This is a genomic window from Methylobacterium sp. 092160098-2 (genome assembly GCF_028920805.1).
GTDB lineage: Bacteria > Pseudomonadota > Alphaproteobacteria > Rhizobiales > Beijerinckiaceae > Methylobacterium > Methylobacterium fujisawaense.
On record NZ_JAQPZJ010000002.1, the window covers coordinates 995602 to 1009885 of the forward strand.

Genomic DNA, 14284 nt, shown 5'->3' on the forward strand with positions numbered 1-14284 from the left:
AGTGGGCACCCTTACGACCTGTGGATCAGGTACAGGACGTCGTTGGCCACGACCGTGACCATCAGGCCGCCCACCGCGGCCATGCCGGCGAGGTTGACCATCTTCTGGGCCCGGGCACCCAAGGGGCGGCCCCGGAGACCTTCCAGGCCGCAGAACACGAGAAGGCCCCCGTCCATGAGCGGGATCGGCAACAGGTTCACGATGCCCAGGTTGATGCTGATGAACGCGGCGAGGAACAGGAGATTGGCCCAGCCGCCCCGTATGGCGTCGCCGGCTGCCTCGGCAATCCGCGCGGGACCTGCGAGCTGGTTGACCGGCCGCTCGCCCAACACGGTCTCCCGCAGGAGGCCGAGCATCTGGCGCCCCTGGAACACCATGTCGGAAAGGCCGAACAGGAAGGCGGAGGCGACGGGAACGCGCTCGAAGACGGGTTTGCCGCCGAACAGTCCGATGCGGCCGATCTCGTGGCGTCGCCCGAAGTTGTCTTCGACGAGCGTCGCGGCCGGCGTCGCCTCCAGCGCGACGGAGGCGCCGTCGCGGAGGACCTCGAAACGGGTCGGCATGCCGGCGCGGGGCATGACCAGAGCCTGGGTGTCCTCGAAGCGGTCGATCGAGACGCCGTCGACGGCCACGATCAGGTCGCCCTTGAGGAAGCCGGCCTTCTCGGCCGCGGATCCGGCTACGGTCCCCTGCACGAGGGCCGGCGTGTAGACGCGCCCGACGCCGGCGTAGAGGCCGGTCAGCAGCAGGAATGTCAGGACGAAGTTGGCCAGGGGGCCGGCGAACGCCACGACGGCGCGTCGCGCCGGACCCGCACCGTCCAGGGTGCGCCGGCGAAGGCCGGGCGCGACGGCGACCGAACTCGCCGAGGCGATGTCGCCGTCCCCGAGGAACTTCACGAAGCCGCCCATCGGCACGGCGCGTACGGACCAGCGGCAGCCGTTGCGGTCGGTCCGGGAGAGGAGGATGCGGCCGAACCCGAGGGCGAACTCGACCGGCTGTATCCCGAGGAGGCGGCCCGCCGCGTAGTGTCCGAACTCGTGGAACCCGATCACGGCCGACATCATGACGACGTAGCCGAGGATCGCGAGGATGGTTTCGGTCATGTGGTCCGCTCCTTCGTGCCCGACCATAGGGCCGAAGGAGCTGGAAGGCCATTGCTTCAGCGAGGCGCCGGGCCCGAAGGAGCGGGTCCGTCCTCTGGAATGGGTGCGTACTCCCAGTGCTCGAGTTCCCTCCTGGCGTTCTCCGCGCGCCAGTTGAGGCGGCCGTTGGCGGACGGGTAGCAGTGCTCGACCGCGGCGATGAGCCCACGGACGGCATCGGCCACCTCCTGACCCGACACCCCCTCCTTCCTGACCGCGTCCCGCATCTCCCCCCAGGCGACGAGGACCGGGACGGGCTCCTCGCGGATCCGCTCCCAGAGCTGCTCGGCCACGCTTCTGATGCGGGAGATGAAGCGCGGCGTCTCGTCGTGGACGTATCTCAGCATGGATCCGTCGATGACCTCGACGAAGTCGGGCAGGAGCTGACGGAAGGTCGAGGGGTCCTCCGGATCGTAGTCGACCGTGCCGTTCGCGGCGGCCGCGAGGACCTCGTGGATGGCGTTCGCGCGATGGACCTGCTCGGCGGCGGGATACTCCGCCTCGTGCGGCTGGCCGAGGTCGTCGGTCGTCCTCACGCGGCCGCGCCTGGGCCGGTCCCCCCAGCCTTCCTCCAGGATGTAGACGGGCTCGCCCGAGCGCACCATGACCTCGTTGCCGATCCAGAGCGTCCTCTCGGCGAAGGCGTGGATCGCGGCGAGCACCCGGTCCTTTCCGGAGTAGGAGACGATCATCTCCCCGATCTCGTCCTCCTCCTTGGGATCGGCGTGTGACGTCGACCTCTTCTCGAACTCGCCCCAGGGTCCGGCGCCGCCGAGGAAGAGGTTGCGCGGATCCTCGAGGTCGGCGGCCATGGCGACGGCCGCGTGCGGAGTCAGGATCGTGCGGTCGGCCGCACCATACGGCTCGCGCCTGACGATGGTCCTGTACAGCTGCCCCTGGTACTGCCTGAACTCGGTGATCGGACCGTCGGGATCCGGCCGACCCCCGAGAGGGGTGGCGGGATGCCAGCGCATCACCACCGGCGCCTCGCCCTCCTCGGGCGCAGCGCACCTGACCATGACGCTCGACCGGATGTGGAAGTCCCGATCATTGCGCTGCCGGGGCATGCGCGCCTTCATCGGGTAGACGTAGGGCACGGTGAGGATCATGGGCGCGGCCCCGTGGTGGCGTCTGCGTTCTGAGCGATCGGCGACAGGCGCCAGAGCTCGGTTTCCCTGCGGATGGAGGCGGCGAGCCCGGGCTCGAATTCGCCCTGCAGGGCCTCCGCGAGGCGGTCGGCCGCCCCGGAGATCGCTCCGCCGGGCGCCTTCGCCTCGATCAGGTCGCGCGTCCGGGTCCATTCCATGATGGTCGGGGACGTGAAAGTCGCAAGCTTGGCGCCCGCGATCTGAACAAGCTGCTTCAGGCTGCCGTGCAGCGCCGGATACTGATCGTAGCCGTACCTGAGGACGGCCCCGTCCCGGACGGTCGCGACGTTGCGCACGCGGTCGCCGAAGGTCGAAGGATCGTCCGGATCCCAGTCTCCGTCGGGCGCGACCGCCAGGAGCGCGTCGGCGAGGTGGTCGGCCCGGAAGTGCTTGCCGATCTCGCGGCGCCCTCCTCCGACCTCGTCGATCTCGATCCAGGCCGAGCGGATGCCCGCCTGGTAGTCCTCGGGTGACGAGTACCCGACGACGTAGAGGGGTTCGACGGTCGCGATCCAGACCTGCCCCTCGACCAGGACGAGCGAGGCCGCGTTGCGATGGATGATCGCGCGGGCCTCCTCCTCGGTGGAGCTTCCGATCTCCGCCGTCTCGGCCTGGGCCTCGTCGAGCAGCGGCCGTCGATCCCATTGGGCCGGCTTGAGGCCGAGGGGCGCGAGCTGACCGACGCCGACGATGAACGGATTGAAGGGGCCGGTGCCGCCGGCGGCCGTTCCGACCAGATCCGCTGCGGAGACCGTCGGACCGGAGGACTTCGGCGGTCTACCGTGCGCCCGTTCGTACGGCCTGAGCAGGCCGCCGTCGCGACTGCGGATCTTCAGGTCCGGGCCCGAGACGCGGGAGATGCTCAGCGCGACGGGCGCGGCGTCGGAGGCCGCCTCGGCCACGTCGACCCATGTGGCGGCAGGGATGCGGACCTCGTGGAACTTGCGCTGCCCGGGCAGCTTCGCGGTCCCGCAGGCGACGAACCGGACCTCGATCCTCATGGCCGGGGACCGTCGTAGCGCACGTCCACCTCGACGTGCGGACTGTTCCGCCACTTCTCGATGTCGACGCGCCAGTCGACGACCTCCTCGTCGAGGTCCGCGACGTCAACGGCATCCGTGAACCGCGCGAAGGACTCGACGACCCGGGACGGATCGGCACCGACCTCGAGGTCGTCCCGCAGTGCCGCCCAGGCGACGAGGACGGGGGTCGGCATCGCGTGCAGTTCGCTCTGGAGGTCCTCCTTCGCGCGCTTCGCGGCCGCCACGAGCGCCGGTCCCTGGTCGTGCCGGTAGCGCACCATCTCCGGCATCTCGACCCGCGGCAGGATCGGCACGTAGGCCGCGAAGGTCTCCGGCGCATCGAGATCGAAGTCGGCATCGATGCCGAGCGCGAGCAGTCCTTCCGCGAGCTGGTCGACCCGGAAGTGCCGGGCGCAGTCCAGCGGGCCTCTGGCCATGAGGGTGCTGCGGAACCGCACGTCGAGCATCGGCCCGTTGACCCGATCCGCCGGTATCGCGACGAGCAACGGTTCGTCGTGGATCCTGCGCCAGAGGGCGCCCTCGCACACCAGGGTCGCGGCCGCGTTGCGGGCGATCTCCGCCGCGAGCTCGTCGCGGTCGCCCGGGTCGTCCGGGTCCGGATGCAGCGTCGCCTCGACTGCCGGATCGCGGAATGTCGGCTCGTGCTGGGGCAATCCCCTGGACAGGTCGGTGCGGCAACCCTTCGCGATGTGCGCAAGGATGGCCTCCAGGGTCGCCTGGGGCGTATGACGGGCCGGACCGTAGCCGAGAAGGGGCACGTGCAGCGCGCCGTCGTGGACGCGGTACTGGGCGTCGTGACGATAGGCGCCGGCCACGGCGTCCCATCTGTCCATGGCGATCGCCACGGGAAACGCGTCCCGGGCGATCTCGCCCAGCCGCACGGAGGCGACCGAGCGGAGCTTCATCGGCACGTACTTGCGCTTGCCCGGTTCGCGGGCCCGGCGCTCGTAGACGAAGGGCACTTCGACGATCATGGCCTTGGAGCTCCCGAAGGAATGTCCGGCTCGGGCAGCGGAGCGAGGCGGAAGGTCTCGATCTCGTGCGCGATGTCGGCCTTCCGCTCCTCGAGATGCCTGACCCACCAGTCATCGTCGGCGTGCTTGGGCACGAGAACGGCCGCGTAGGCTTCGAGGCGTTCGCAGACCACGGAAGCGGGAGCATCCTCCCGGATCGCGTCGCGCAGGTCGGCGTAGGCGAGCATCTGGGCGCGCGAAGCCTCGGCGACATCCTCCTTGTCTCTGGACAGCTGCTGCTTCGCGAACTTCAGAAGCTGCGGCCCTTGGTCGGGACGATAGCGCAGAGCGGTCGCGTCGAAGACCTCGACGTACTGCGACACCGCAGCGGCGAAGGTCTCGGGACGTTCGGGGTCCCAGCCTTCGATCCCGGCGCCGGCCGCCTCGGCCGCGCTGAGAAGCTCCGGCACCTGGTCGACGCGGAAAAGCTTCCGGATGTCCCGGGTCTCAGGCGGAAAATGCGACAGAGTCTTCGTATTGACGTAGCAGCTGTTCCTTTGGACGCCCTGCTCGCGATCGTACCAGCCGAAGGGATGAAGCTCGTAGATGGGCTCCTCGTCCCCCGCCCGACGGAACATGGCCCCGTCGACGCACACCAAGCCGGCGGCGTTCTCGCGGACCGCCGCGGCCACCTCCGACTCCTTCGAGTTCCGGATGGCCGCCCCGGGATAGTCGGCCTCCCGCCCGTCGGACCGGTAGCGGCCGTACTCCTCGCCGGCGAACAGCGGATTGGATGCGGAGCGGTAGCCGTGCTGCGCCGTCTCGACCATCTCGTCGAATCCGACGGGCCGGTCCGGCTCCCTCGCGTGCGTGTAGAAGATGGGAACGTACAGAGCGTCGCCGAAGCGCCTGTAGTCTATCGGAGGGTTCGCGCGTTCGGTCGCTCGTTCGCCCGGGCGATGCCATCGCAGCACGACGGGCGCCTCCGCGTCGGTCGCCACGGCCACGTCGACCATGACGGACGACATCAGGTACTTCGTGATCGGCTTGCGTTTGCCCTTCGGGATGACGTCCGCCTCGTAGGCGAAGGGTACTTCGACCATCATGGGCGCGGCCCCTCATGCACCGCCGGTTCCGCATCGCGGACCGGGCTCATCCTGTAGGCCTCCGTCTCGCGGAGGATCTCTTCGCGGTCGCTGGGACCGAGGTACACGACGAGATCGGCGTCGCGCGCCGGGAGCGTGTCGGCATAGGCTTCGAGCATCCCGCAGACCTCCGAAGCTCCGGCCTTGGCCTTCACCACGTCGCGGAGCCCCGCATAGGCGACCATCGTCTCGACCGGGGCGTCTCCGATCTTGTCCCTGTCGCGCCGCACGATCTCGGCGGCGTAGGCCAGGAGTGCCGGTCCCTGGTCGGCCCGGTACCGGAGGCAGGACGGGTCGAAGACCTCGACGAACTCCCTGAACCTGCCGCGGTAGGTCGCCGGATCGTCGAGATCGATCTCGGGGCGCCCCCGCGCCGCTTCCTGATCGAGCGCGCCCGCAAGGTCCAGAACCTCGGCGATCTGGTCGACGCGGAAGAGGGTGCGGATGTCCCGCTTCTCCGGCTTGATGCTCCCCAGCCTCTTCGTGTCCAGGTAGCCGTGGCCGAGGTCGTAGACCGGCTCGGAATCCGGATCCCGCCTGAAGAGCTGTCCGTCGACGGAGACCAGATCGGATGCCTGCCCGCGGATGGCAGCGGCGATCTTGTCCTCGTCGCTCTCGCGGATCCTCGCGATGCCCGCGAGGTCCTCGGCCCGCAGGCGCAGGTCGTCGGGGAACCGGTGGAACTCCTCGCCGGCGAACAGGGGGTTGTGCCTGCCGCTGTATCCCTGCGTGACCGCCTCGATCGCCTCCTCAAGCGTGACGTGGTGATCCGCGCGGCCCGAGTACTGGTAGAAGACGGGCGTGAACAGGTCGCCGTCGAAGCGCCGGTAGTCGAACGGGGGATGGCTCCACCCGTCGGCGGGAAACCCGGCGTGCCTGTTCTTGTAGCGATGCCAGCGCAACACGAGCGGCGCCTCCTCGCCGGAGACCGAGGGCACGTCGATCATCACGGACGACATGAGCGTCCGCGGCGCGACCTTCCGCTTCCCCTGGGCGACCGTCATCGCGATGTAGGCGTACGGCACCTCGAACATGGGTATCGCCGTTCTCCTAGATGATCGCGCGGGCGGCGGAGGCCGGCACCGGTTCGACGGCCGGAGCCATCTCGAAGGTCTCGACCTCGTTGAGGATGTTGCGGACCTCGACGTGCTCCGGGCCGTCCACGCGCGCGGCCTGATCCGCGAACGCCCGCATCAGCGGCGCGACGTCGTGGGCCGGCGCGGAGGCGTGCAGCGCGTCCCGGAGCCCGGCGTAGGCGATCATGAAGCCCACGGGCTTCTCGGCGAGCGCGTCGCCGTGGTCGGCGACGATCTTGTGCGCGCGCCTCAGAAGCTTCGGGCCCTGGTCCGGCCGGAAGGCGAGCACCGAGGGGTCGAGGATCTCGACCCGGCGCTCGATGACGTGCGCGAACGACTCCGGATCCTCCGGGTCCCAGTCCGTCAGTCGATAGTTCCACGCCGAACAGGCCATCAGGGCCTCGGCGATCTGGTCGACACGGAAATGGCGCCTCACGTCTATCTCGTGGGGCGTCGCCTCGAAGTCCGCGACCGAGCGCGTCAGGATCGTGCCGGTGTACCGGACCTCGCCGTCGATCATCGCGGCGTCGGGCTCGACCTGGTAGACCGGCTCCAGTCCCGGCCGATGCTGGAACACCAGTCCGTCGACGAGCATCAGGTCCCGCGCCCTGGCGGCGATCTCGGCGGCGACCTCGCCCTCCCAGGACTGGTCGATCTTCATGGTCCGCCGACGCTCGTCGTCCTCGGCCAGCGGGCTGCGCATGAACAGGCTCTGCACCCCGTCGAAGAGCGGGCTGCCCTGGCCCCCGGTCCCGACCCGGACCGCCTCCAGCATGTCGGCGACCGCCAGCGGCGTCTCGCTGCCCTCCTCGAGGCCCACGAGATACGGGGCGTAGAGGCGGCCGTCGAAGAACCGGTAGTCCAGCGGCGCGTTCGGCCGGAGCGGCTTCCCGTAGGAGCCGCCCGACGGCGGGCGGTGAAGACGCAGCGCGACGGGGGCCTCGTCCGCGGAAGGCGTGGCGATCTGCACGGCGATTGATCCCGCGAACGCCCAGTTCTCGATCTTGCGCTTCCCCTTCAGCGCGCCGGCGACCTTGTAGCTGTGGGGGACCTGGAGGATGGTCATGGCGCGGTCCTATGCCTTGGGCGACGGCGCGGTCGGCGCGTCGGCGACCGGGGCGATGCGGTACTTCTCGAGTTCCTCCCGGAGCTGCCTCGAGTCGAAGACCTCGTCGCCGAGCGCGTCGCACAGCCTGCCGGCGAGGTCGGAGAGGCCCGACGCGTGCGCCTCGGCCCGGTACGCGTCCCGCAGCTCGCCGTAGGCCAGAAGGACGGGGATCGGCTGATCGGCCAGATGCTTGCCGACCGCGGCCACCGCCCGATCGACCGCGGCCAGGAACTGCGGCGTCTGGTCGTGACGGTACGTCAGGACGTGCTCGAAGCCCTCCCGGACCTCGATCCAGTCCGGAACGTACGCCTTGAAGGTCGCCGGCCGCTCGGCGTCGAACTGAAGCTCGCGCCTGCCGAACCTCGCGGCGATGGCCTCCAGAACCTCCGGCAGCTGGTCGGCCCGGAAATGGACGGCGACGTCCTTGGGCCCCTCGATCCGGTCCAGGTCGGTGATCTCGGCACCGATCCGATGCTCGAAATGGCCGCTCTTGACCACGTACATCGGCTCCGCCGTCTCGCGGTAGACCTTCCCGTCGACGAAGATGAGTTGCTCGGCCTTCCTCCGGATCATGGCCGCGACCTGCTCCTCCTCGGACGAGGAGACGATCAGGGCGTCGCCCAATTCGGCTGCGGCCTTCAGCTTGTCCTTGTAGTCCCACCAGCCGCGGCGCGCGCCGAACTCGAGCAGGTTGTCCGAACCCTCCTGGCGGGCAGCGACGGCCGCGGCGAGACCGTCGACCGACACCTGCCGGTCGGGATTGTCGTAGCCGGCCTCGACGTCGATCGGGCGGTAGAGCCTGCCTTCGTGCACGCGATAGTCGCGGACCGGATGCCTGACGGAATCGTCCCAGCGCCCGCGGCGATGGCAGACGAGCGCGACGGGCGCCTCCGCATCGGTCGGGCACGGGATCTTCACCGAGATCGAGGTCTCGCGGATGAAGTCGCGATCCTTGCGCTGTCCCTTCTTCATCCCCTTGAGGTTGTAGGCGAAGGGCACGTCCAGAATGCGGTGCTTCATGGTCTTCCGAGCCCCGGGGCTGTCTCGACGGCGGGACGGCTGGCCGCGATGCGCTCGACGGCCTCGTCCATCTGCTCGACGACGTCGCGGATGAGGTGCGTATTCCGCTCGCTGTCCGGGTCGGCGACGAACGGCCGGAGATTCTCCAGCATCCGTTCGGAGGCGTCGACCAGGAGATCGAGGTGCAGGTCCGGCCAGCCCAGCATGTCGCGCAGATCGAAGACGGCATCGACGGCCGGTCGCGGCATCCAGGTGAGCTCCCCGCCCAGATGGCGGACGGCTTGGCGGGCTCCGGCCGCGAGGGCGAAGATCTCGTCGTCGAGGCGCAGGCTGTTCCGGTCGAGCAGCTCGAACGCGCCCGACACCTTGACCTCGTCCACGGGTCGGCCGGCGTAGGCCGCCGCGAACGCGACCGCATCGTCCAGTCGGTCGAGGCGGAAGACGCCGCGCCCCTTGGAGCCGTCGAGGACGTCGGCGGACCAGGCCGTGACGACGGTCGGGACGCCTACCGATCGGCCGATGCGCTCCATGTGCGCCTTGCCGGGCAGCCCGGATCCGTTGGTGCCGGCGACCAGCACCGGCTCGCTCTCGCGCTTGTGGAGGCGGCCGTCCAGCAGGACAAACCCCGTCACCTTCCGCTCCAGGGCTCCCACCCATCGCCGGCGGTCGTACGGCTCGATCGACGCGACGGCGGCACGCGAGAGGTCGACCACCTCGGCCGGGCGGTAGGCGCCTGCATGGAGGGAGAATTCGTCGAAGAACTCCCGCTTGAACACGCCGAATCCGTCGAGCATCCGACGGAGCGCGTCGGGATCGCCGGGGCGACCACCGGCCTTCGTGAAGAAGCCGCCGTCGACGGCCACGACCTCGCTGACCCTCGTCTCGACGTCGCCGTCGACGACCGATCCGCGCGCAGGTGCGTTCCACTGGCATACGGGGACCATCGAGGAGGCCTGATGCTCCTCGACGACGAACGGCACCCGTTCCTTGACGACGCGCAGACGCTCCGTGCGCTCGCCATGGAGGCGGATGGTGGCGCGGTAGACGACGTCTTCCTCGACGATCATGGCGGGCTGCCCGAAGGAATGAAGCCGATCGAAGGATCGGCCGCGGCTCATGATTGCCCGGACCTGCGAAAATCGGAAGGCACGACGATCACGGCGTCGGGCCGAAGCTCGCGAGGTCCGGGGTCGGCGCGACGAAGGTCTCGTGCCGGAGGATCCCGGCCCGCAGACGCGCGAGCGCCTTCGGCAGCGGCTCCTCGAGGGCGGGCGCCAGCGCCGCGGGGTCGAGCGCCTCCAGCACCGACAGAGCGCCCTGGACCATCTCCGTCCTATCCGCGCAGGAACCGATGGTCCGGGCGTCCCGAAGGTCGAGAACGGCCTCGGCGGCCGGGCGGGGCAGCAGGAAGATGCTGATCCGGAGCTGGTTGTAGGCTTCCGCGGCCGCCGCGGCGATCGCGCGCTCCTCGTCCGGATAGGCGATAAGATCGGGTCGGAGTACCTCGAGACCCTGGACGCGCCACACCTCCTCCGGCGGGCGGCTGCCCCGCGCGGCGGCATGCTCGACGGCGGATTCCAGACGGTTGATGCGGAAGGCGTCCGCGCAGGCCGCGGCCGGATGTACGCCCAACGTGTCGGAGTGCGTCAGCTTGGTGGTACCGTCGAACACGACGGACCAGCGGGCGTCGGGCACCGCCGCATCGAGCGACGTTGCCTTCGGCGTGCTCGTCGCGAACAGGACCGGCTCGTGACAGCGTTCGTAGGCCATGCCTTCGACGAGCGTACACCGCTCCCGGACCCAGCGCGTGGCGGCGGCGATGCGCTCCTGCCGATCGTCGCCCTCGCGGGACTTGATCGGGGCGTCCGCCGCCAGGGGAGCATCCCGGTTGGCAACCTTGCCGCCGTCGCGCACGTAGGCTTCGTCGGCGACGGTCCAGTGGCGCAGCAGCGTACCGTCCCGGAAGCTCGCTCCGATGTCCGCGCCCGTGAGGCGGGATGCGCACCCGACGTCCCACGACGGTCTCAGAAACAGACCCTCATGATGGCGGGTGGAGACCACCTGCCCCCGCGCGGCGTCCCACGGCGCCTGCATGCGGCAGAATTCGACGGCCTCGCTCTCCGAGAGTTCGGGTACGGCGATCGGCACGACCTCGCGGAACAGGTTGTCCCGGAACACGCGTGTCCCGTGGAGCACCACGCGGCCGCGCCAGTGGATCGGAAGATGGACGATCATGCCGCCACCATGGCCTGCGGTGCGAGTTCCGGAGTCTCCACGCCCGGACGCTCCTCCTCGGGGTACGGATCGAAGTCGGGCCTCGCGGTCTCGCTCTCCCACCGCCGGACGAACGCACGGAAGGCGGGCACCCACTTCCCCCAGCGCGGGAGGCCGGCATCCTTCGCGTCCGGCACGAAGGTGCCGGACAGCCGCCGCATCGCGTCGAAGGCCGCGTCGAGAGCGGTCCGGTCGCCCGTCCGTAGGAGGGCGGCGGCGTCGCGCAGGTCCGCGTAGACGAGGAACTCCTCGCGGCTGAAGCGGCGCAGATCGTCTCCGCGTATGTCCCTCTCGAGCCGCGCGACGAACGAGGGGGCGTGCTCCACGAAGTGGAGGAGATGCAGGGGGACCTGCGACACGACCTCGATCGAGCCTTCGACCTTCGGCTCGCCGAAGCCCGAGGCGAAGGCCATCGCGTCGTCGAGGCGGTCGGCCCGGAAGTACTGCTTCTTCGTGGAGGCATCGGCCTCCAGATGCTTGTCGAAGGCGCCACGCCGCTCGTGCCCCCTGTCCGGGAAGCCGACGAAGAGGATGTCGTCCGCCCAGTAGAGGCTCGACCCCACGGACCGGCCCAGGACCGCCTCGATCCGGTCGCCGTCCGCGATCCAGACCGGCTCCGCGGTCCTCAGATGGACGACGCCGTCGACGACGGCGAGAGCCTCGGCGTTCCGGTGGGCGTGGACCAGGGCCTTCTCCGCATCGTCCTCAAGCCAACGGCTCCGCTCGTTCCTGGCGGCTTCCGCGGCTCTGCGCTCCTCGAACATCTCGAGGCGGCCGCCGTCGCGGCCGTGGTGCGTCCGCGGGCGCATGAGCGGGTTGTCGATGTTGTCGGTCCGCCCGTAACCGAACAATGTGGGCAGATCGGCTTCGGTCGCGAGGCGGATCCGGGCTTCGCCGTCGACGACGCCGCTGATCTTCAGCGGCATGAACACGCGATCGTCGATCAGGCGGAACGACAACGGAGAGGCCGGCTCGCCGCCGGGAGGGACGAATCGGAGCACGGTCGGCGCCTCCGCATCGGTGAAGGAACGGATCGGCAGCGCGACGTCGTAGCCGAGCGTGGCGTCGCTCGGCTTGCGGCAGCCGTAAGCGATGTACTTCCTGTTGTAGGGAACCCGGGCGACGTAGCTTTTCGTTTCCATGGCACCTGATCCTTCGTGACGAGGGTGGCTCGGGGGAGCGAAAGCCGCAACACGAAGGCATCGATAAATCTCAGGGAACGCCGCCAGGACCGCTTGCGGAGCTTCCTCATCCGGGTCATGGTCGGTCCTGCAAGTCCTTGCGGCGGCTCTTCGGAGGCGCACCGGAATGGCTGCAGCCCCTACCAAGGCTCAGGCCCGCTTCGTAAGAGGCGGGCCTTTTTCGTCGTTCCTTCGAGGAGCCGCAGGCTTCTCCAAGAAAAATGTCCGGGACACCGCTTTTCGCCGTTGTCCCTTGCGACGGCCTTCTCCAATCTTCCCGTGAGATGAACTTCCGGGCCGGACGCCCAGGGAGGGAGGCCATGGAACAGATCAACGACGGATCCTTCACCGCCGAGGTGCTCACCGGTGCGCAGTACCTGCGCAAGGTCAACGACCTGCTCTCGGCCCGCTACGGCACCACCTACTCCGCCGACGAGCTCTGGCGGGACATCCACGGCTGCGCGCCCGGCTCAGAGATGGCGAAACTGAAGCAGGCGTACAACGAAAAGGTCCCTCCGGAACGGTTCGTCCGAGAAGTTGCGGACCTCGCTGGAATGGACCTCCCCAAAGGCTTCGACAGGTCGCCTGAAACGGTAAGGACCTACGCTCGCTACAAGGCAACCCTCATCCATTACGCGGACGAGGCCAGAAAGCCGCTGGAGGAAGGCGAGCCGCGCATACATGGCGAGTGGCAGGTCGGCGTGAATGGAGACATCTATCTGCAGGGCCCGGATGGCGTCGCGAAGATGGAACCGCTGCTCAGAGAAGACGGCAAATGGGGATATCAGATCAGCGAATCGCCCGGAGGTCAGGTCGATCAGTTGGGAATTGGTGCGCTTTTGGACGTTGTCGCCGATTTCGAGCAGGTGGCGATCGGCCCAGACATCGGTGAAACGTGGGACAACTTCATCAAAGCGCGGCCGGAATATAGCCCCGGCTACCAGCAGGAGCAGGATTCCTACCGTCCGCGCTTCTGAAGGCCATGGGCCATGTCACGACCAGCGGGGCCTTCGGGCCCCGTTTGCGTTCGCACTAGCGGGACATCCGCACTCCCGCCCGCCTGAGCCCGGCCTCGATCGACATCCCCTCCGGCGACGACAGCACGACCTCCGTTCCCGACGGGCCGTCCCGCATGGAGAGGACCTCGATCCCCTCGGCCGAGAGCCGCCCGACGACGTCGTCGCGGTCGTCCGCGGCCAGCAGAGCCCTGTACTCCGCCCCACCGGCGGGTCCCATGCGCCAGTCCGAGATGCGGATGCTGTCCCCGCTCCGATCGGGCGGTCCCGCGTCCCGGTCGGCGTACGACGGCGACGACGGGGCGGAACGGACCAGATCCGCAAGTGCCTTCGACATGGCGATCCGCGTCGCAGCGGGATCGCCGAGGTCGGCGATCGGTAGCCTCGACCATTCCGTGGCGGAGCCGTTCCTCCAGACGGCGAGCGCCGCTTCCCCGCCCTCGCGGACGACCACGGCTACCGCCGGTGCCCGGTACTTGGCGACGAGGTGGCGGAAGGCCTTGCCTTCGAAGGCATCGAGGGCAGGGCCGGTGACCATGCCGGCGTCCTCCGCATCGCCCGTGACCGGCACGAGCTTGAAGCGATCCAGCACGGTGGGCACCCGCCAGATCGCACCCCATGGGTCCGACCGGTCCCAGGGAACGAGACGCCCCGTCCGATCCCGCACGGCGTGCACCACCAGGATCCAGGGGATCCCGGGCGACCCGATCCGCCGATCGGCAGCCTGTCGACCTTCACGCGTGCCGCTCGGCCGACCTTCGACGGCGAGATCGACCACGGCGTCGAGGCGGCCGTCCTGGAAGCGCTCGTCCCGGAAGGTCGAACCGTCGACGACCGTCGTCGCGGGATCGAGGCCCAGCCTTCGGGCGGCCTCGTCGGCGGCCGCGCGCACGGCCAGCGCCCTGCCCTCCTCCAGCGATCTCGCCCGCACCGACACCTCGATGCCGGAGACGTCCTCGGCGGAGGCGGCGGGTAGGGAGAGCAGGGTCGGCGCGAGGGCCAGGAGCAACTTGGCGACTGCGGATGGTCTGAGCATGAACACGTCCATTCGGCACCGCGGACGGACGCCCGGGCGCCTCGGGGCCGAAGGCGTCTCCACGGCGTATCGCGCGTCGTCCGAGGCCTGGGCCGCGGACCCGACGCGCGGACACGCATGGCGGGAATGGACGGAGGTC

Annotated in this window: 13 protein-coding genes; 1 reads left to right on the plus strand and 12 read right to left on the minus strand. The window is 69.4% G+C overall.

Annotated elements, in window-relative coordinates:
• Positions 1-11: 11 nt before the first annotated feature.
• The 11 genes from PQI07_RS30295 to PQI07_RS30345 form a co-directional block, all read right to left on the minus strand.
• Entirely contained in the window at positions 12-1106 is a 1095-nt protein-coding gene (locus tag PQI07_RS30295) for a M50 family metallopeptidase (protein ID WP_274928610.1), read from the minus strand.
• A 56-nt stretch (positions 1107-1162) separates the two neighbouring features.
• Entirely contained in the window at positions 1163-2254 is a 1092-nt protein-coding gene (locus tag PQI07_RS30300) for a hypothetical protein (protein WP_274928611.1), read from the minus strand.
• Positions 2251-3294, minus strand: a complete 1044-nt coding sequence (locus PQI07_RS30305; RefSeq protein WP_274928612.1) for a hypothetical protein — start codon at positions 3292-3294, stop codon at positions 2251-2253. Before PQI07_RS30305 ends, PQI07_RS30300 begins: the two co-directional genes overlap by 4 nt.
• Positions 3291-4310 (minus strand): hypothetical protein, encoded by a 1020-nt coding sequence (locus PQI07_RS30310; protein WP_274928613.1) that lies wholly within the window; start codon positions 4308-4310, stop codon positions 3291-3293. Before PQI07_RS30310 ends, PQI07_RS30305 begins: the two co-directional genes overlap by 4 nt.
• Complete coding sequence (locus tag PQI07_RS30315) at positions 4307-5395, minus strand: hypothetical protein (protein WP_274928614.1); 1089 nt, start codon at positions 5393-5395, stop codon at positions 4307-4309. Before PQI07_RS30315 ends, PQI07_RS30310 begins: the two co-directional genes overlap by 4 nt.
• Positions 5392-6468: a hypothetical protein gene (locus tag PQI07_RS30320; protein WP_274928615.1), complete on the minus strand. Its 1077-nt coding sequence runs from the start codon at positions 6466-6468 to the stop codon at positions 5392-5394. The genes PQI07_RS30315 and PQI07_RS30320 overlap by 4 nt, the downstream gene beginning before the upstream one ends.
• 16 nt (positions 6469-6484) lie before the next feature.
• Positions 6485-7576 carry a hypothetical protein gene (locus tag PQI07_RS30325; RefSeq protein WP_274928616.1) on the minus strand — a complete coding sequence of 364 codons (1092 nt, stop codon included), beginning with the start codon at positions 7574-7576 and terminating at the stop codon, positions 6485-6487.
• 9 nt (positions 7577-7585) lie between these two features.
• Positions 7586-8638: a hypothetical protein gene (locus PQI07_RS30330; RefSeq protein WP_274928617.1), complete on the minus strand. Its 1053-nt coding sequence runs from the start codon at positions 8636-8638 to the stop codon at positions 7586-7588.
• The gene (locus PQI07_RS30335) at positions 8635-9705 is read right to left on the minus strand and encodes a hypothetical protein (RefSeq protein WP_274928618.1); all 1071 of its coding nucleotides are present in this window, start codon (positions 9703-9705) and stop codon (positions 8635-8637) included. The genes PQI07_RS30330 and PQI07_RS30335 overlap by 4 nt, the downstream gene beginning before the upstream one ends.
• An 88-nt stretch (positions 9706-9793) precedes the next feature.
• Positions 9794-10873, minus strand: coding sequence for a hypothetical protein (locus PQI07_RS30340; protein WP_274928619.1), 1080 nt, complete (start codon positions 10871-10873; stop codon positions 9794-9796).
• Positions 10870-12054, minus strand: coding sequence for a hypothetical protein (locus PQI07_RS30345; RefSeq protein ID WP_274928620.1), 1185 nt, complete (start codon positions 12052-12054; stop codon positions 10870-10872). Before PQI07_RS30345 ends, PQI07_RS30340 begins: the two co-directional genes overlap by 4 nt.
• 359 nt (positions 12055-12413) lie before the next feature.
• Here PQI07_RS30345 and PQI07_RS30350 point away from each other — a divergent pair, with 359 nt between their 5' ends.
• Positions 12414-13070 carry a hypothetical protein gene (locus tag PQI07_RS30350; protein ID WP_274928621.1) on the plus strand — a complete coding sequence of 219 codons (657 nt, stop codon included), beginning with the start codon at positions 12414-12416 and terminating at the stop codon, positions 13068-13070.
• A 55-nt stretch (positions 13071-13125) separates the two neighbouring features.
• Here PQI07_RS30350 and PQI07_RS30355 read toward each other — a convergent pair whose 3' ends face one another.
• On the minus strand, positions 13126-14145 hold the full coding sequence (locus PQI07_RS30355) for a hypothetical protein (RefSeq protein WP_274928622.1): 1020 nt from the start codon (positions 14143-14145) through the stop codon (positions 13126-13128).
• Positions 14146-14284 lie beyond the last annotated feature (139 nt).

Bases quoted from the DNA above. Each gene is read 5' to 3' on its own strand.
- PQI07_RS30295 (WP_274928610.1), bottom strand. From the start codon at position 1,106: ATGACCGAAACCATCCTCGCGATCCTCGGCTACGTCGTCATGATGTCG.
- PQI07_RS30300 (WP_274928611.1), bottom strand. From the start codon at position 2,254: ATGATCCTCACCGTGCCCTACGTCTACCCGATGAAGGCGCGCATGCCC.
- PQI07_RS30305 (WP_274928612.1), bottom strand. From the start codon at position 3,294: ATGAGGATCGAGGTCCGGTTCGTCGCCTGCGGGACCGCGAAGCTGCCC.
- PQI07_RS30310 (WP_274928613.1), bottom strand. From the start codon at position 4,310: ATGATCGTCGAAGTGCCCTTCGTCTACGAGCGCCGGGCCCGCGAACCG.
- PQI07_RS30315 (WP_274928614.1), bottom strand. From the start codon at position 5,395: ATGATGGTCGAAGTACCCTTCGCCTACGAGGCGGACGTCATCCCGAAG.
- PQI07_RS30320 (WP_274928615.1), bottom strand. From the start codon at position 6,468: ATGTTCGAGGTGCCGTACGCCTACATCGCGATGACGGTCGCCCAGGGG.
- PQI07_RS30325 (WP_274928616.1), bottom strand. From the start codon at position 7,576: ATGACCATCCTCCAGGTCCCCCACAGCTACAAGGTCGCCGGCGCGCTG.
- PQI07_RS30330 (WP_274928617.1), bottom strand. From the start codon at position 8,638: ATGAAGCACCGCATTCTGGACGTGCCCTTCGCCTACAACCTCAAGGGG.
- PQI07_RS30335 (WP_274928618.1), bottom strand. From the start codon at position 9,705: ATGATCGTCGAGGAAGACGTCGTCTACCGCGCCACCATCCGCCTCCAT.
- PQI07_RS30340 (WP_274928619.1), bottom strand. From the start codon at position 10,873: ATGATCGTCCATCTTCCGATCCACTGGCGCGGCCGCGTGGTGCTCCAC.
- PQI07_RS30345 (WP_274928620.1), bottom strand. From the start codon at position 12,054: ATGGAAACGAAAAGCTACGTCGCCCGGGTTCCCTACAACAGGAAGTAC.
- PQI07_RS30350 (WP_274928621.1), top strand. From the start codon at position 12,414: ATGGAACAGATCAACGACGGATCCTTCACCGCCGAGGTGCTCACCGGT.
- PQI07_RS30355 (WP_274928622.1), bottom strand. From the start codon at position 14,145: ATGCTCAGACCATCCGCAGTCGCCAAGTTGCTCCTGGCCCTCGCGCCG.